The 17230-nt window shown below is 64.9% G+C and carries 16 protein-coding genes; 9 read left to right on the forward strand and 7 right to left on the reverse strand.

Annotated elements, in window-relative coordinates; translation table 11 throughout:
* Positions 1–11 precede the first annotated feature (11 nt).
* Both TO66_RS27660 and TO66_RS27665 read left to right on the forward strand, forming a co-directional pair.
* Positions 12–698, forward strand: a complete 687-nt coding sequence (locus TO66_RS27660) for a DNA-3-methyladenine glycosylase (protein ID WP_044466174.1) — start codon at positions 12–14, stop codon at positions 696–698.
* A 100-nt stretch (positions 699–798) separates the two neighbouring features.
* Positions 799–2115: a bifunctional DedA family/phosphatase PAP2 family protein gene (locus tag TO66_RS27665; protein WP_044465257.1), complete on the forward strand. Its 1317-nt coding sequence runs from the start codon at positions 799–801 to the stop codon at positions 2113–2115.
* A 62-nt stretch (positions 2116–2177) separates the two neighbouring features.
* Here the strand turns inward: TO66_RS27665 and TO66_RS27670 are convergent, their stop codons facing one another.
* The 3 genes from TO66_RS27670 to TO66_RS27680 are packed head-to-tail and all read right to left on the reverse strand — an operon-like array spanning position 2178 to position 3854.
* The gene (locus TO66_RS27670; RefSeq protein ID WP_044465258.1) at positions 2178–2768 is read right to left on the reverse strand and encodes an LON peptidase substrate-binding domain-containing protein; all 591 of its coding nucleotides are present in this window, start codon (positions 2766–2768) and stop codon (positions 2178–2180) included.
* Between the two features lie 10 nt (positions 2769–2778).
* The gene (locus TO66_RS27675) at positions 2779–3495 is read right to left on the reverse strand and encodes an LrgB family protein (RefSeq protein WP_044465259.1); all 717 of its coding nucleotides are present in this window, start codon (positions 3493–3495) and stop codon (positions 2779–2781) included.
* Entirely contained in the window at positions 3492–3854 is a 363-nt protein-coding gene (locus TO66_RS27680) for a CidA/LrgA family protein (RefSeq protein ID WP_044465260.1), read from the reverse strand. The genes TO66_RS27675 and TO66_RS27680 overlap by 4 nt, the downstream gene beginning before the upstream one ends.
* A 182-nt stretch (positions 3855–4036) precedes the next feature.
* Between TO66_RS27680 and TO66_RS27685 the strand changes: the two genes are divergently transcribed.
* From TO66_RS27685 to TO66_RS27695, 3 genes are all read left to right on the forward strand, one after another.
* Complete coding sequence (locus TO66_RS27685; RefSeq protein ID WP_044465261.1) at positions 4037–4492, forward strand: MaoC family dehydratase; 456 nt, start codon at positions 4037–4039, stop codon at positions 4490–4492.
* 103 nt (positions 4493–4595) lie between these two features.
* Positions 4596–6314, forward strand: coding sequence for a C13 family peptidase (locus TO66_RS27690; RefSeq protein WP_044465262.1), 1719 nt, complete (start codon positions 4596–4598; stop codon positions 6312–6314).
* Positions 6315–6342: 28 nt separating this feature from the next.
* Positions 6343–6984 (forward strand): oxidoreductase, encoded by a 642-nt coding sequence (locus tag TO66_RS27695; RefSeq protein WP_044465263.1) that lies wholly within the window; start codon positions 6343–6345, stop codon positions 6982–6984.
* Between the two features lie 51 nt (positions 6985–7035).
* Here the strand turns inward: TO66_RS27695 and TO66_RS27700 are convergent, their stop codons facing one another.
* The 4 genes from TO66_RS27700 to TO66_RS27715 all read right to left on the reverse strand — a co-directional run bounded on the left by TO66_RS27700 (position 7036) and on the right by TO66_RS27715 (position 11411).
* Positions 7036–7323: a YceK/YidQ family lipoprotein gene (locus TO66_RS27700; protein WP_044465264.1), complete on the reverse strand. Its 288-nt coding sequence runs from the start codon at positions 7321–7323 to the stop codon at positions 7036–7038.
* Positions 7316–7948, reverse strand: a complete 633-nt coding sequence (ubiX, locus tag TO66_RS27705) for a flavin prenyltransferase UbiX (protein ID WP_044465265.1) — start codon at positions 7946–7948, stop codon at positions 7316–7318. The genes TO66_RS27700 and ubiX overlap by 8 nt, the downstream gene beginning before the upstream one ends.
* Positions 7945–9294 (reverse strand): UDP-N-acetylmuramate:L-alanyl-gamma-D-glutamyl-meso-diaminopimelate ligase, encoded by a 1350-nt coding sequence (mpl, locus tag TO66_RS27710; RefSeq protein ID WP_044465266.1) that lies wholly within the window; start codon positions 9292–9294, stop codon positions 7945–7947. The genes ubiX and mpl overlap by 4 nt, the downstream gene beginning before the upstream one ends.
* 194 nt (positions 9295–9488) lie before the next feature.
* Entirely contained in the window at positions 9489–11411 is a 1923-nt protein-coding gene (locus tag TO66_RS27715; RefSeq protein ID WP_044465267.1) for a sigma-54-dependent Fis family transcriptional regulator, read from the reverse strand.
* Positions 11412–11745: 334 nt separating this feature from the next.
* Between TO66_RS27715 and TO66_RS27720 the strand changes: the two genes are divergently transcribed.
* The 4 genes from TO66_RS27720 to eutC all read left to right on the forward strand — a co-directional run bounded on the left by TO66_RS27720 (position 11746) and on the right by eutC (position 17152).
* The gene (locus TO66_RS27720) at positions 11746–13266 is read left to right on the forward strand and encodes an aldehyde dehydrogenase family protein (RefSeq protein WP_044465268.1); all 1521 of its coding nucleotides are present in this window, start codon (positions 11746–11748) and stop codon (positions 13264–13266) included.
* Positions 13267–13417: 151 nt separating this feature from the next.
* Entirely contained in the window at positions 13418–14866 is a 1449-nt protein-coding gene (gene eat, locus TO66_RS27725; protein WP_044465269.1) for an ethanolamine permease, read from the forward strand.
* A 55-nt stretch (positions 14867–14921) separates the two neighbouring features.
* On the forward strand, positions 14922–16316 hold the full coding sequence (locus TO66_RS27730) for an ethanolamine ammonia-lyase subunit EutB (RefSeq protein WP_044465270.1): 1395 nt from the start codon (positions 14922–14924) through the stop codon (positions 16314–16316).
* 11 nt (positions 16317–16327) lie between these two features.
* Complete coding sequence (eutC, locus tag TO66_RS27735) at positions 16328–17152, forward strand: ethanolamine ammonia-lyase subunit EutC (RefSeq protein WP_044465271.1); 825 nt, start codon at positions 16328–16330, stop codon at positions 17150–17152.
* Positions 17153–17230 lie beyond the last annotated feature (78 nt).

The following is a 17230-nucleotide window of genomic DNA, read 5'->3' on the forward strand; positions in this document are numbered from 1 at the left end:
TCTTGGCCATCATGTCCATCCTGTCCGCTACGACACTGCCCAAAGCCCTGCCCGACAGCTTTTTCAACCGAGACGCGCAACTTCTGGCGCGCGACCTGCTTGGCAAAGTCATCCGCCATCGGGTCGGCGATCTGTGGTTGTCGGTGCGCATTATCGAAACAGAAGCCTATTACTGCGAGGAAAAAGGCAGCCATGCCTCCCTCGGCTACACAGAAAAGCGTAAGGCTTTGTTTCTGGATGGCGGGCATATCTATATGTACTACGCCCGCGGCGGCGATTCGCTGAACTTCAGCGCTCACGGCCCGGGCAACGCGGTGCTGATCAAGTCGGCCTACCCCTGGGTCGATGAAGTCTCCGGCCCCGCCAGCCTGGCGCAGATGCTCCTGAACAACCCCGACGCCAGCGGCCGGCCGCGCCCGGCGCAGAAGCTCTGCGCCGGCCAGACCCTGCTGTGCAAGGCCCTGGGGCTTAAAGTCCCGGTGTGGGATGCCAAGCGCTTCGACCATGAAGTGCTGTTCGTCGAAGATGTCGGCGCGCCTGTAGCCAGCATTATCCAGACGACCCGCCTGGGCATTCCCCATGGCCGCGACGAACACCTGATGTACCGCTTCGTCGATGCGGCCTATGCCGCCTACTGCACTCGGAACCCTCTGCGTCGCGGCCAGGTCGAAGGCCGCGACTATCTGCTGCTCGACTGATCACTACCCGCAAGGGCAAAGCGGCTGGCGGTGAGGTCATCGCAAGCCCCGGCGCCCTGGCGGTCGAAAAGAACAAACCGAATCGACGGAGTTGACACTTATGGGCCCATGGCTCGACGGAATAACTGGCTGGCTGACAATGAATCCCCAATGGCTGGCGGCAGCCGTGTTCATCGTCGCGGCGGTGGAATGCCTGGCGATCGCCGGCCTGATCGTGCCCGGCACGGTGCTGCTGTTCGCCGTTGCCGTCATGGCCGGCAGCGGCGCGCTGTCCCTGGGCGAAACCCTGGCGCTGGGGTTCTTCGGCGGCCTGCTCGGGGATGTGGTGTCCTACCTGCTGGGCCGGCGTTTCCACCAGAACATCCGTCGCCTGCCGGGCCTGCGCCATCACCCGGAATGGATCAACGGCGCCGAAGCCTATTTCCAGCGTTATGGCATCGCCAGCCTGTTGGTCGGGCGCTTTATCGGCCCCCTGCGTCCGATGCTGCCAATGGTCGCCGGGATGTTCGACATGCCGTTCCCGCGCTTTTTCGCCGTCAGCCTGCTGGCCGCCGCGGGTTGGAGCGTGGCCTACCTGCTGCCGGGCTGGGCCACGGGCGCGGCGATCCGCCTGCCCCTGCCCGAAGGTTTCTGGCCGCAGGCGGGCATCGTCGCCGCCAGCATCGCCGCGCTGCTGGGGCTGAGCATCAACAGCACGGTGCGCCGCCATCGCCGCGCCACCCTGCTGATTGCCGGCCTCAGCCTGGCGCTCCTCGCCGCGCTGTTCATCGGCTACCCCTACCTGAACCATTTCGACCAGGGACTGATAGCACTGGTCCAGGAACACCGCAGCCCGGCGCTGGACGAAGTGATGGTGGTGCTCACCCAGTTCGGCGAGTTCCGCACCATGTTGTTCGCCAGCGCCCTGGTCACGCTGCTGTTACTGGTGGCACGGCAATGGCGACAAGGGATCTTTGCCGGCGCCACGCTGCTGTGCACCGCGCTGGCCAACACTGGCAGCAAACTGTTCTTCGCCCGAGTGCGCCCGGAAGTCCTGACCGACCCGCTGACCAGCTACAGCATGCCCAGCGGACACAGCTCCGGCGCGTTCGCGCTGTTCCTGACCCTGGCGGTGCTGGCCGGCCGCGGCCAGCCACCGCGCATGCGCCTGACCTGGCTGCTACTGGGGTGCCTGCCCGCGGCCGCGATTGCCCTGTCGCGGGTCTATCTGGGGGCGCATTGGCCCACCGACATCCTGGCCGGCGCCCTGCTGGCCGCCGGCGTATGCGCGGCCAGCCTGTGGTTCACCCAGCGCCAGACCTCGCTGACACCCATGCCGGCCAGGATCTGGTGGCTGGTATTGCCGGCGTTGATCGCCTTGTTCGGGTTCGAGGCCGTCCGGCACCTGCCCCATGCGATGCTGCGCTACGCGTATTAGCAGTCCGCTACAGACAGGCTTGAAGTCGCCGGAGGTCTTCGGCGACTACAGGTAATTGCGGGTCAGGCGAACAACTCGCCCTGCAACTCGTCCAGCAACGCCTGGATCGCATCCAGGCGTTGCTGCGGGTCGTCCAGTTGCAGCAAGTCGATCTTGTCCAGTTCGGAAAACGGCAACAGGTAAGCCAGTTGGTTGGCCAGCGACTGCTGGCCGCTGGCGTCGACGCCCATGTTCAGGGCCTCGACCATTGGATGCTCGGCCAGGGCCTTGAGCAGGGCGATCAGGTCCGCGTCTTCATCCTGCAGCGGCCGCTCCGGCACCTCGTCCAGCCATTGGACCTGGGCCACCCGCAGCTGGTCGCGCTGCACTTCGCTGCTCAGCACCCGGAAACGCCGCCCGCCCTTGACCCGGATGCCCAGCAGGCCGTTGTCCTGCTGGTGGAAGTCGGTAATCAGCGCCTCGCAGCCCACCTGGGCAAAACCCTCCGGGGCGATGCCCACCTCCTCCCCGTCGAGGATGCACACGACGCCGAAGCCACTGCCTTGCTTCATGCAGCGACCGATCATGTCCAGGTAACGCGCCTCGAAAATCTGCAGGTCGAGGATGCAGTCGGGGAACAACACCGTGTTCAGCGGGAAAAGCGCCAGGCTCATACAGGTTTCCTTAGACCACCAACGACACCGCCAACGGCAGGAAAACTGCCGTGGCCACCCCCATGAGACTCATCGCCAGCGCCGCGAAAGCCCCACATTCGTCACCTTCCTGCAGGGCCACCGAAGTACCCACCGCGTGAGCCGTCATGCCCAGCGCCATACCTCGGGCCTCGGGGCTGTGGACCCGCAGGCGGTTGAGGATGGCCGGCCCGAAAATCGCCCCGATCACCCCGGTGATCAGTACGAATACCGCGGCCAGCGCGGCAACGCCGCCAATCTGCTCGGCCACCAGCATGGCGATCGGCGACGTCACCGACTTGGGCGCCATGGTCATCAGGATCATGTTCTCGGCGCCGAACCACCATCCCAGCAACACGCCCAGGCCGGTGGCCACCACTCCTCCAACCACCAGCGTAGTAAATATCGGCCAGAACAACTGCCGGATCCGGCGCAGGTTGAGGTACAGCGGCACGGCCAGCGCCACCGTGGCCGGGCCCAGCAGAATGCTGAGGATTTCCGTGCTCTTGCGGTACTCGGCATAGCTCAGGCCGCACCCCAGCAACACGCCAATCACCAACAACATGGAGACCAGCACCGGCTGCAGAAAGATCCAGCGGGTTTTCTCGAAGGCCGCGAGAACCAGTTGATAGGCACCCAGGGTAATGCCGATGCCGAACAGCGGATGGTGGATCACCGATGCCCAGGCGCCCTGCCAGTCGAACGTCATTGGCCGCCCTCCCGCTGCCCGTGACGCTTGACCAGTTTCTGCATCAATACGCCGACGAAGGCCATGGAAATCACCAGCGACAACACCAGCGCGCCGACGATCGCCCAGAAGTCGGCGGCGATATCCGCCGCGTACACCATCACGCCCACGGCAGGCGGCACCAGCAATAGCGGCAGGTAACGCAGAAGGCTCGAAGCGGCCAGGTTCAGCGGCTCGCCCACCTCGCCGCGCACCACCAGGAAGATCAGCAGCAACAGCAGGCCGACAATCGGCCCGGGCAGGATCGGCACCAGCAGATGATTGATCGCCGTGCCGAGCAATTGAAACAGCACCAGCCATGTCAGACCGCGTAACAACATCCCCAATCTCCCCCGAAAAAGCGCCGGGCATTATAAGCATGCGGGCGCTATGGACCGGCATTCGCCAAAAGCATGGAAGGTTGACCGGAGCCCCCCCCCATGATGATCTACAGTGGGTGGTCAGGGGGCACGTCCCCCGCCCCTTTCAGAACTATAAAACCGATGCCCCAAGGAGAGTCTCAATGCCGTATGTTCCCGTTGCAGAGCTCAAAGATTATGTCGGAAAGGAACTCGGACGTTCCGAATGGCTCACCATCGACCAGGAGCGCATCAACCTGTTCGCCGAAGCCACTGGTGACTATCAGTTCATTCACGTAGACCCGGTGAAAGCCGCCCAGACTCCCTTCGGCAGCACCATCGCCCATGGCTTCTTGTCGCTGTCGCTGATCCCGAAACTGATGGAAGACATCCTGGTCCTGCCCCAGGGCCTGAAAATGGCCGTCAACTACGGCCTGGACAGCGTGCGCTTCATCCAGCCAGTGAAGGTGAACGCCAGGGTCCGCCTCAAGGTCGACCTGGTGGACGTCACCGAGAAGAAGCCCGGCCAATGGCTGCTCAAGGCCACCGCGACCCTGGAAATCGAAGGCGAGGAAAAACCGGCCTATATCGCGGAGCCCTTGTCGCTCTGCTTTGTCTGAAATATCCCTGATGCGAGACAGCTCACGCTGTTTCGCACCGCCTCTCTATATATAAGCCTCATTGCTGCGGCATACTCGGTCCCCTAATTATCCGGATCCCGCTATGCGCTCACTTGTACCCCTGGCTCTGACCCTGTTGCTCACCGCCTGCGGAGACGGCGAATCGTTGCTGCCTCCCGACGCCCGTCTGCCGGACGGTGGCCGCTACCGCGGCGATATAGTCAACGGGTTGCTGCAGGGCCAGGGGCGCATCGACTACCCCAACGGCAGCTGGTACGCCGGCCAGTTCGACAAGGGCCAGTGGCATGGCCAGGGCGAATGGCACGGCAGCGACGGCGAGGTCTATCGCGGCCAGTTCCAGCAGGGCCTGTTCCATGGCCAGGGCAACCTGACTACCAAGGACAGCAGCTACACCGGCGGCTTCAAACTGGGCCGGCGCGATGGCGAAGGCACCCTCAAGGAACGCGGCATGACCTACCGCGGCGAGTTCAAGGCCGACCTGTATTCCGGGCTCGGCCGCCTCGAACTCGAAGACGGCAGCCAGTACCAGGGCCAGTTCTCCCGCGGCAAGCCCAATGGCGAAGGGCAGCGCAGCGACGCCAGCGGCAACCAGTTCAGCGGTCATTTCGTCGATGGCCAACTCGAAGGCAACGGCACGTTCGGCAGCGCCGACGGCGATCTCTATGTCGGTGGTTTCAAGCAGAACCAGCTCAGCGGCAAGGGCCGCTACGAAAACGCCGATGGCGATGTCTGGATCGGCCAGTTCAAGGAAGGCGCCCTCAGCGGCAAGGGCGAATTGATCGGAGTCGACGGCAGCCATTACATCGGTCGCTTCAATGACTGGCGCTTCAGCGGCCAGGGTCGGCTGAACCTCAGCGATGGCAGCTTCTACGTCGGCGGTTTCGAAGGCGACAACTATCAGGGCCACGGCGTGCTGGTACTGCGCGATGGCACCGTGCAAGGCGGCGACTGGATCAATGGCCTGCGAGTGCGCGATGCCGACGGCAAGCTCTTGCCCGACCCCCTGGAAACCGGCCTGCTGGCCCAGGGCCGCCTGCTGGACGAGGCCCTCGCCGCGGTGCCGGCCTCGACGCCGGCCATCGAGCTCTACAGCCTGACGCTGGCCGGCGACGGCAAGCAGAGCGTGTTCCTGCGCGAAGCGGATTACGTCAGCAACATGCTCGCCACCCGCTTCGGCGCCTATGGGCAGATCCGCCTGGTCAATCATCGCGACCGCCTCGACAGCCGGCCCATGGCCACCCGGGAGAACCTGCGGCGTGCGGCCCAGACCCTGGCCGAACGCAGCGGCCCGGAAGACCTGCTGTTCATCTACCTGACCAGCCACGGCACCAGCGAGCACGAACTGGTGCTCGACCAGCCACGCCTGGAACTGGCCGACCTGCCGGCCGACGAACTGGCCGCGGTGCTGGCGCCCTTGAAGAACCGCGACAAGATCATCGTGATCTCGGCCTGCTATTCCGGTGGTTTCATCCCGGCGCTCAAGGACGAACGGACACTGATCATGACCGCCTCCCAGGCCGACCGTGTATCGTTCGGCTGTTCGGAAGAGGCCGACTTCACCTACTTCGGCGACGCCTTGTTCGCCCAGGCACTGAACCAGACCGACGACCTGGAACAAGCCTTCAAGCTGGCCCGGGCCACCGTGGCCGACCGCGAGCAGGCCGACAATTTCGAAGCCTCCGAACCGCAGATCTGGGCGCCCAAGGGGGTCTTGGCGCACTGGCAGCAACTGCGTAAACAGCAAGCCCGAAAGGCACTGCAGAGTGCCGCGAACGACAGCAAGGAAGCAAAGAGCAACTAAGCTGAAACAGTATCAAGGGGGAAACACTATGTACTTGACGCCTCAGCATATCTTGCTCGCCGGCGCGACCGGCCTGACCGGCGAACACCTGCTCGACCGCCTGCTCAACGAACCCACGGTAACCCGCGTACTCGCGCCCAGCCGGCGTCCCTTGAGCGAACATCCACGCCTGCAGAACCCGGTCGGCGAGCCCGCCGCGCTCCTGCCGGAGCTCAACGGCCCGGTCGACCTGGCCTTCTGCTGCCTGGGCACGACCCTCAAGAAAGCCGGCTCCGAACAAGCGTTCCGCGCCATCGACCTGGACCTGGTCGTGGCTTTCGGCAAACGCGCACGGGAGATGGGCGCACGGCACCTGATCGTGGTCAGCGCCCTGGGCGCCGATGCCAAATCCTCGATTTTCTACAACCGGGTCAAGGGCGAGATGGAACAGGCTCTGAAGGCCCAGGATTGGCCGCAACTGACCATTTGCCGGCCCTCCCTGCTGCTCGGCGACCGCATCGAACCGCGCCTCGCCGAACAGCTGGCCGGCCCGCTGTCCAGGCTGATTCCCGGCAAATACCACGGTATCGAAGCCTGCCAGCTGGCCCGGGCCATGTGGCGCCTGGCCCTGGAAGAACAGGATGGCGTGCGGATCGTCGAATCCGACGAGTTGCGCAAGCTGGGTAAATAACGAGTAGCCAAAAACATCGCGGGCAAGTCGGATCGCCGCCCGCGATGGCTTTTACAACCCGCCCGTAGCCTGGAACCCAACCCCCAATACCGTCAGCACCGACAGCGGCAACAGCAGCGTGTCGAGCAAGGCGCTGGCCGGCAGGTCGACACCCGGATAGCCCGGCGCTTCAGCCCCGAAGCGATCCATCGGGCAACAGCCGCCCTGCATCGCATACAGGTCCAGGCGCGTCCCGGAATACACCACCGGCGCCCCCGGCTTGGCCGCATTCAACGTCCGGGCAGTGGCGCAACCGCCCAGTTGCAGGGCGATCAGCAGGACCAGCAGCGCCTTACTCATCGCTGCTCAGGTGATGCTCGCCCCAACGCGGCAGCATGTCCTGCGGGATGTTCAGCAGGTTGAGAATCCGCGCCACGACGAAATCCACCAGGTCGTCGATGGTCTGCGGCTGGTGATAGAAGCCTGGAGAGGCCGGGAGGATGGTCACGCCCATGTTCGACAACTTGAGCATGTTCTCCAGGTGGATGCTGGAATAAGGCGCCTCGCGCGGCACCAGGATCAGCTGGCGGCGTTCCTTCAGGGTGACGTCCGCCGCCCGCTCGATCAGGTTGTTGCAGGCGCCCGTGGCAATGGCCGACAAGGTGCCGGTGGAACAAGGCACCACCACCATCGCCGCCGGCGAACCGGACCCCGACGCCACCGGGGACATCCAGTCTTCCTTGCCGTACACCCGGATCTGCCCGTCCGCCGCGCCGGTGTATTCGGTCAGGAACGCCTGCATGCTCTGCGGCTTGGCCGGCAGGGTCACGTCGGTCTCGGTCGCCATCACCAACTGCGCGGCCTTGGAGATCAGGAAGTGCACCTCGCGATCCTCGCGCACCAGGCAATCGAGCAGGCGCAGGCCATATTGCGCGCCCGAGGCACCGGTCATCGCCAGGGTGATGCGTTCCGGACCGTTGTTCATCGCAGCGCCTCGGCCAGTTTGCCGTGCAGGCCGCCGAAGCCGCCGTTGCTCATGATCACCACATGGGTGCCCGGCTTGGCCTGGCTCTTCACCCGCTCGATGATGCCGTCCAGCGAATCGCTGACAATCGACGGCACCGTGCACAAGGCCGCGGTAGCCCCCAGGTCCCAGCCGAGGTTGGCCGGCGAGTACCAGATCACCTGGTCGGCCTGGGCGACGCTTTCCGGCAACCCGTCGCGATGGGCACCGAGCTTCATGGAGTTGGAGCGTGGCTCGATGATCGCGATCAACGGCGCCTCGCCGATGCGCTTGCGCAGGCCGTCCAGGGTGGTGGCGATGGCGGTCGGGTGGTGCGCGAAATCGTCATAGATGGTGACGCCATGAACCTCGGCCACCTTTTCCATGCGCCGCTTGACGCTCTTGAACGCGCTCAGCGCGGCGATGCCCACGGCCGGCACCACGCCAACATGACGCGCCGCGGCCAGGGTGGCCAGGGCATTGGCAACGTTATGCTGACCGGTCAGGTCCCACTCGACCACACCCTGGGCGACGCCGTCGAACATCACCTCGAAGGTCGAGCCGTCTTCGCTGAGCAGCCTGGCCTGCCACTGGCCACCCGCGCCGGTGGTCTGCACCGGGGTCCAGCAGCCCATCTCGATCACTCGCTGCAGGGCTGGCTCGGTGGTCGGGTGGATGACCAGGCCTTCGCTCGGGATAGTCCGCACCAGATGGTGGAATTGCCGCTCGATCGCCGGTAGATCCGGGAAAATGTCCGCATGATCGAACTCGAGATTGTTGAGGATCGCCGTGCGCGGACGGTAATGCACGAACTTCGAGCGCTTGTCGAAGAAGGCGCTGTCGTATTCGTCGGCCTCGATCACGAAGAACGGCGTGCCGCCGAGGCGCGCTGACACCGAGAAATTCTGTGGCACGCCGCCGATCAGGAAGCCCGGGCTCATGCCGGCATGCTCCAGCACCCAGGCCAGCATGCTGCTGGTGGTGGTCTTGCCGTGCGTGCCGGCCACGGCCAGCACCCAGCGGCCCTGCAGCACATGGTCAGCCAGCCATTGCGGGCCGGAAACATAAGGCAGGCCCTTGTTCAGCACATATTCCACTGCCGGGTTGCCGCGGGACATGGCATTGCCGATCACCACCAGGTCCGGCGCCGGGTCGAGCTGGGCCGGGTCGTAGCCCTGGGTCAATTCGATGCCCTGGGCTTCGAGCTGGGTGCTCATCGGCGGGTAGACGTTGGCATCGGAGCCGGTGACATGATGGCCCAGCTCTTTGGCCAGAACCGCCATCGAACCCATGAAGGTGCCGCAAATACCGAGAATATGAATGTGCATAGAAGGCCTCGTAAAACGTCGAGGCAGGTTAGCGTAGAGGGCTGCAAATCGCACTCTTTAGCTGATGAGGGAACCGTATCGAAGTCTGTCGGGCGGCTGCGTCGCCTGTCGCGGGCAAGCCTCGCTCCTACAAAGGAAATGCACATCATCTTCTGTAGGAGCGAAGCTTGCTCGCGATGAACGCTGGCGCGCTGTCACGCCTGCCGCGCGATCCCATGCTTGCGCAGCTTTCTATAGAGGGTATTGCGGCTCACCCCCAGTTGCTCGGCGGTATGCGTCATGTGCCAGCGCTGCTGCTCCAGGGCATTGAGCAAGGCCAGGCGCTCGGCATCGTCCAGGGGCAAGCCCGCTGGCGCCTCGGCAGCCGTCGGTGGCGCCGCCGGGCCCGCCTGACGGATCATCGCCGGCACATCCTCCAGGCCGATCCGCCCGTCTTCGCAGAGCGCCGCCAGGGTCCGCAGCACATTGCGCAACTGCCGCACGTTGCCCGGCCAATGGAAGTCCAGCAGGGCCTGGCGCGCCGGGCCGTCGAGCGTCGCCGGCTGATCGCCGGCCTCCTGGGCCAGGAGAAAGTCCAGCAGTTCGGATTTGTCACTGCGTTCGCGCAGTGCCGGCAGGGCGATTTCCAGGCCGTTGAGACGGTAATACAGGTCCTCGCGGAAGCTGCCGTCCCGCACCCGCTCCAGCAAGTCGCGGTGGGTGGCGCTGATGATGCGCACGTCGACCGCCTGCGGCTCGCCGCCGATCGGCACCACCATGCGCTCTTCCAGCACCCGCAACAGGCGGGTCTGCAAGGCCAGCGGCATATCGCCGATTTCATCGAGGAACAGCGTGCCGCCATCGGCCTGCTGCAACTTGCCCCGCATGCCTTCCTTGCGCGCCCCGGTAAAACTGCCGCCGCGATAACCGAACAGCTCGCTTTCGATCAGGCTTTCCGGAATCGCCGCGCAGTTCAGCGCGACAAAGGCCTTGTCCGCCCGCTGGCTGGCCTGGTGCACCGCCTTGGCGAAGGCCTCCTTGCCCGAACCGGTTTCGCCGTTGATCAACAGCGGCACATCGCGCTCGAACACCCGCAGCGACTTGCGAAAATCGCTTTGCAGCGCCGCATCGCCCAGGCAGATGCCCGCCAGGCGCGGCCGCTCCACCGCCAGCGCACTGGGCATCACTGGCTTGGGCACGCTGCGCGGCTGGCCACGCAGCACGGCGAACAGCGGCCGGCCATCGCGAGTGCGCAGCGGCCAGCTGGCGCTGGCATTGATGCTGGCGCGGCCCAGCAGTTCGTCCAGCGAGCAGTCGAAGAACGCCTCCACCGGCTTGCCCAGCAAGCCACCGCGAATATGCCCCAACAGGTTCAAGGCGCTCTGGTTCACCGCACAGATCCGCCCTTCGCCGTCGAAGGCCAGCAGGCCTTCGCTGAACAGGCCGACGGATTCGGCCTGCAGGTGGAAACGCAACAGCCACTGGTTGTCGAAACAGCGCAGGAAATAACAACTCTCGATCATCTTCGCCGAGAGATTGACCAGGGCCATGGTGTGGAACTGGCTCTGCCGCGACACATCCGGGCGCGCCGAGGACACGTCGAGCACCGCCAACAGTTCGCCGTGCGGGTCGAACACCGGGCTGGCGGAACAGGTCAGGCCGGTATGGCGGCCACGGAAATGTTCGTCCTGGTGGATGGTCAGGGACTGGCGCTCCACCAGGCAGGTGCCGATGCCGTTGGTGCCTTCGCAGGCCTCGCTCCAGTCGGCGCCGAGCCACAGCCCGGCACGTTCGAAGATCTTGCGCTCGGTCGGCGCGGTGACGCAGTTGAGGATCACCCCGCGGGCATCGGTCAGCAGCACCGCATGGCCGGCGCCGGACAGTTGCTGGTGCAGGCTGGTCATCTCGCTGCCGGCAATTTGCAGCACCTGGCGCAGGCGTTCGCGGCTCTCCAGCACGCGGCCATGTTCGAGCACCGTGGGCGCCATGCTCAGGGCGGGGTCGAGGTGGTAGTCCTCCAGGCAACGCAGCCAGGAACGGGCGATCGAAGGATCGCTGCCGGGCCCCTGCAGGCGGGCCTTGCCCTGGGCCACGGTCAGCACTTGCTGGGCGTGCCGGGTGAGGTGATTGCTGTGCATTTCTTATTGTTCTCCCGAGAGAGGTGATACCCGGACCGGCGACAAGACACCGACCTGGAACCGCTACCTTCTTCAGCGAGGCCCAGCATCCTCCAGCCATGCCCGCATTGCAATGGCGCCTCGACCAATGAGTCACAGGCTGTGCCACAAGCGGTACAAAGTGTCACCCAGGCTGCGCCACAACTGCCACAGGCCTGCTGCGCCAAGCGCCTGCAACATTCGTAAACCCTTGATTCAGCGGGCCTGCAACGCAGTGGCCCGGGCTTTGCTCTACGCTTTTGCAAGCGCGACAGCGCGTCCTCCCAATAAGCACAAAAGCCAGGAGATACCCACCATGCGTTACGCACACCCCGGTACTGAAGGCGCTATCGTTTCGTTCAAGAGCAAGTACGGCAACTACATCGGCGGCGAGTTCGTCGCGCCAGTCAAAGGCCAGTACTTCACCAACACCTCGCCGGTAAACGGCCAGCCGATCGCCGAATTCCCGCGCTCCACCGCCGAAGACATCGAGAAGGCCCTGGATGCCGCCCATGCCGCTGCCGATGCCTGGGGCGCCACCTCGGCGCAGGCCCGCTCGCTGATCCTGCTGAAAATCGCCGACCGTATCGAACAGAACCTCGAGCTGCTGGCCATCACCGAGACCTGGGACAACGGCAAGGCCATCCGCGAGACCCTGAACGCCGACATTCCCCTGGCCGCCGATCACTTCCGCTATTTCGCCGGCTGCCTGCGGGCCCAGGAAGGCAGCGCCGCGGAGATCGACGGCAATACCGTGGCCTATCACATCCACGAACCGCTGGGCGTGGTCGGGCAAATCATCCCGTGGAACTTCCCGCTGCTGATGGCCGCCTGGAAACTCGCCCCGGCCCTGGCCGCCGGCAACTGCGTGGTGCTCAAGCCCGCCGAGCAGACCCCGCTGGGCATCTGCGTGCTGCTCGAACTGATCGGCGACCTGCTGCCACCCGGCGTACTCAACGTGGTGCAAGGCTTCGGCAAAGAGGCCGGCGAGGCCCTGGCCACCAGCAAGCGCATCGCCAAGATCGCCTTCACCGGCTCGACCCCGGTGGGCTCGCACATCATGAAATGCGCCGCCGAGAACATCATTCCGTCGACCGTGGAACTGGGCGGCAAGTCGCCGAACATCTTCTTCGCCGACATCATGAAAGCCGAGCCGAGCTTCATCGAGAAAGCCGCCGAAGGCCTGGTGCTGGCGTTCTTCAACCAGGGCGAAGTCTGCACCTGCCCGTCCCGCGCCCTGGTGGAAGAGTCGATCTACGACGAGTTCATGCAGGTGGTGATGAAAAAGGTCGAGCAGATCAAGCGCGGCGACCCGCTGGACACCGACACCATGGTCGGCGCCCAGGCGTCCGAGCAGCAGTTCGACAAGATCCTCTCCTACCTGGAAATCGCCAAGGGTGAAGGCGCGCAGCTGCTGACCGGCGGCAAGGTGGAAAAACTCGAAGGCAACCTGGCCAGCGGGTATTACATCCAGCCGACGCTGCTCAAGGGCAACAACAAGATGCGCGTGTTCCAGGAAGAAATCTTCGGCCCGGTGGTGAGCATCACCACGTTCAAGGACGAAGCCGAGGCCCTGGCCATCGCCAACGATACCGAGTTCGGTCTCGGCGCCGGTCTCTGGACCCGCGACATCAACCGCGCCTACCGCATGGGCCGGGCCATCAAGGCCGGTCGCGTGTGGACCAACTGCTACCACCTGTACCCCGCGCACGCGGCGTTCGGCGGTTACAAGAAGTCCGGCGTCGGTCGTGAAACCCACAAAATGATGCTCGACCACTACCAGCAGACCAAGAACCTGCTGGTGAGCTACGACATCAATCCACTGGGCTTCTTCTAAACCGGGGCCCGGGCGAGACCACTCCGGTGGTTTCGCCCGGGCGTCTTCGCCAGGTTCGCCGGCGAAGGGCCTCGATGCAAAACGCAGTATCACCTCGCAATACCGATCCGGTCTGCCGGCCGGGCACAACAATAAAAACAGGTGAATCCTTATGGCTAGCGAACAGACTGGCGTGCAGTCGGCGGGCTCTTCCGTCGATTTTGAAAAAGTCGGCTCCGACTACTTCCAACAACGCGAACTGAAAAAAGGCGCGGCAGGCTGGGTCCTGCTGGTGGGCCTGGGGGTGGCCTACGTGATTTCCGGCGACTACGCCGGCTGGAACTTCGGCCTGGCCCAGGGCGGCTGGGGCGGCATGTTCCTCGCCACCCTGCTGATGGCCACCATGTACCTGTGCATGTGTTTCTCCCTGGCCGAACTGTCGTCGATGATCCCCACCGCCGGCGGCGGCTACGGTTTCGCCCGCAGCGCCTTCGGCCCCTGGGGCGGCTTTCTCACGGGGACCGCGATCCTCATCGAATACGCGATCGCCCCGGCGGCGATCGCGGTGTTCATCGGCGCCTATTGCCAGTCGCTGTTCGGTATCGGCGGCTGGATGATCTACCTGGCGTTCTACATCGTGTTCATCGCCATCCATATCTTCGGGGTGGGCGAGGCACTGAAGCTGATGTTCATCATCACCGCCGTGGCAGCCCTGGCCCTGGGCGTGTTCCTGGTGGCGATGGTGCCGCACTTCTCGGTCGCCAACCTGCTGGATATCCCGGTCACCGAGGCCGTGGGCGCCAGCAGCTTCCTGCCCTTCGGTTATGTCGGCGTGTGGGCGGCGATTCCCTATGCGATCTGGTTCTTCCTGGCGGTCGAAGGCGTGCCCCTGGCCGCCGAAGAAACCAAGAACCCCAAGCGCGACCTGCCGCGCGGCCTGATCGGCGCCATGCTGGTATTGCTCAGTTTCGCCCTGCTGATCCTGGTGATCGGCCCTGGCGGCGCCGGGGCCAATGCCCTGCTGACCTCGGGCAACCCGCTGGTGGAGGCCCTGGCCAAGTCCTACGGCGGCTCGACCTGGATGGGCAGCTTCGTCAACCTGGTGGGCCTGGCCGGCCTGATCGCCAGCTTCTTCTCGATCATCTACGCCTACTCGCGGCAGATCTTCGCCCTGTCCCGCGCCGGCTACCTGCCGCGCAAGCTGTCGGAAACCAACCAGAGCAAGGCGCCGGTCCTGGCACTGGTGATCCCCGGCATCATCGGCTTCGGCCTGTCGCTGACCGGTCAGGGCGACCTGCTGATCCTGGTGGCGGTGTTCGGCGCGACCATCTCCTACGTGCTGATGATGGCCGCGCACATCACCCTGCGCATCCGCCGCCCCAAGATGGAGCGTCCGTACCGCACGCCGGGCGGCATCTTCACCTCCGGCGTGGCCCTGGTACTGGCCTGCATCGCCGTGGTGGCAGGCTTCCTGGTGGACCCGCGGGTGGTCATTGGCGCCGCAATCATCTATGGAGTATTAATTGCTTACTTTGCTTTCTACAGTCGGCATCACTTGGTAGCAGGCACGCCCGAGGAAGAGTTCGCGGCCATTCAGAAAGCTGAAGAAGCCTTGCACTAACTGCCGAAAACCTCGACGCGGGGGCTGCGTTCCCGCGTCGTCACGGAGAACCTGTATGGCAAGTTTCGCCCACACCATCGGCGCCCAGACCTACCGCTTCGACAGCCTCAAGGAAGTCATGGCCAAGGCCAGCCCGGCGCGCTCCGGGGATTTCCTCGCCGGTGTCGCCGCCCTCAACGACGGCGAGCGGGTCGCGGCGCAAATGACCCTGGCGGACATCCCGCTCAAGCACTTCCTCGAGGAAGCGCTGATCCCCTACGAGAACGACGAAGTCACCCGGCTGATCATCGACACCCACGACAAGGCCGCCTTCGCCCCCGTCAGCCACCTCACGGTCGGCGGTTTTCGCGACTGGCTGCTCGGCGATGCCGCCGACGAACAGAGCCTGCGCGCCCTGGCGCCGGGCCTGACGCCGGAAATGGCCGCCGCCGTATCGAAGATCATGCGCGTCCAGGACCTGGTACTGGTGGCGCAGAAGATCCGCGTGGTCACCCAGTTTCGCGGCACCCTGGGCCTGCGCGGGCGCCTGTCGACCCGCCTGCAGCCCAACCATCCGACCGACGAACCGGCGGGCATCGCCGCGAGCATTCTCGACGGCCTGCTCTACGGCAATGGCGATGCCATGATCGGCATCAACCCGGCCACCGACAGCATCGCCTCGATCTGCGCCCTGCTGGAAATGCTCGACGCGATCATCCAGCGCTACGAGATCCCCACCCAGGCCTGCGTGCTGACCCACGTCACCACCTCCATCGAGGCGATCAACCGCGGCGTGCCGCTGGACCTGGTGTTCCAGTCGATCGCCGGGACCGAGGCGGCCAACGCCAGTTTCGGCATCAACCTGAATGTGTTGCAGGAAGGCTACGAAGCCGGCCTGAGCCTCAAGCGTGGCACCCTGGGGCAGAACCTGATGTATTTCGAGACCGGCCAGGGCAGCGCGCTGTCGGCCAACGCCCACTTCGGCGTCGACCAGCAGACCTGCGAAACCCGCGCCTACGCCGTGGCCCGGCACTTCAAGCCGTTCCTGGTCAATACCGTGGTTGGCTTCATCGGCCCCGAGTACCTGTACAACGGCAAGCAGATCATCCGCGCCGGCCTGGAAGACCACTTCTGCGGCAAGCTGCTGGGCGTGCCCATGGGTTGCGATATCTGCTACACCAACCACGCCGAAGCCGACCAGGACGACATGGACACCCTGCTGACCCTGCTCGGCGTGGCCGGGATCAACTTCATCATGGGCATCCCCGGCTCCGACGACATCATGCTCAACTACCAGACCACCTCCTTCCACGATGCGCTCTACGCCCGCCAGACCCTGGGCCTGAAGCCGGCGCCGGAGTTCGAGCAGTGGCTGGCGAAAACCGGCATCTTCACCCAGCCCGACGGCAAGGTGCGGTTCGGCCACAACCTGCCGCCGGCCTTCCGCCAGGCCCTGGCGCAGTTGGGATAAGGAACAGGCTCATGGACAAACACCCGACCGACAGCCAGAACCCCTGGCTGGAACTGCGCCGCCTGACCCCGGCGCGCATCGCCCTGGGCCGCACCGGCACCAGCCTGCCCACCGGTGCGCAACTGGACTTCCAGTTCGCCCATGCCCAGGCCCGCGACGCGGTGCACCTGCCCTTCGACCACGCCGGGCTGAGTAGCCAGCTGGCCGAGCGCGGCCGCGACAGCCTGCTGTTGCACAGCGCCGCCAGCGACCGCCACAGCTACCTGCAACGCCCGGACCTGGGGCGCAAGTTGAGCGAGGCCTCGGCCCAGGCCCTGCGCGATCATGCCAGCGCCAACCCGGGCGGCGTGGACCTGGCGATCGTCGTCGCCGACGGCCTCTCGGCCCTCGCGGTGCATCGTCATACCCTGCCGTTCCTGGCCCGCCTCGAAGAACAGAGCGCGGCGGAAAACTGGTCGCTGTCGCCGGTGATCCTGGTGCAACAGGGGCGCGTCGCGGTGGCCGACGAAATCGGCGAGCTGCTCGGCGCGAAAATGACCGTGATCCTGATCGGCGAACGCCCGGGCCTGAGCTCGCCGGACAGCCTCGGGCTGTATTTCACCTACAACCCCAAGGTCGGGCTCACCGACGCCTATCGCAACTGCATTTCCAATGTGCGCCTGGAAGGCCTGAGCTACGGCATGGCCGCGCACCGCCTGCTGTACCTGATGCGCGAGGCCTGCCGGCGCCAGCTCTCGGGAGTCAACCTCAAGGACGAGGCCCAGGTGAATACCCTGGACAGCGATTCGCCCGACACCCTCAGGGGCAACTTCCTTCTGGGGCCGCAAAAGCCGTGACTTTTCGAGACGATTGCGCTTTTTTTACGCTTTAGGCAGCATCGAAACACGGCTGCCCGAGTAATGAACCGTTTGCCG

It is taken from the genome of Pseudomonas sp. MRSN 12121, assembly GCF_000931465.1.
Taxonomy (GTDB): Bacteria; Pseudomonadota; Gammaproteobacteria; order Pseudomonadales; family Pseudomonadaceae; genus Aquipseudomonas.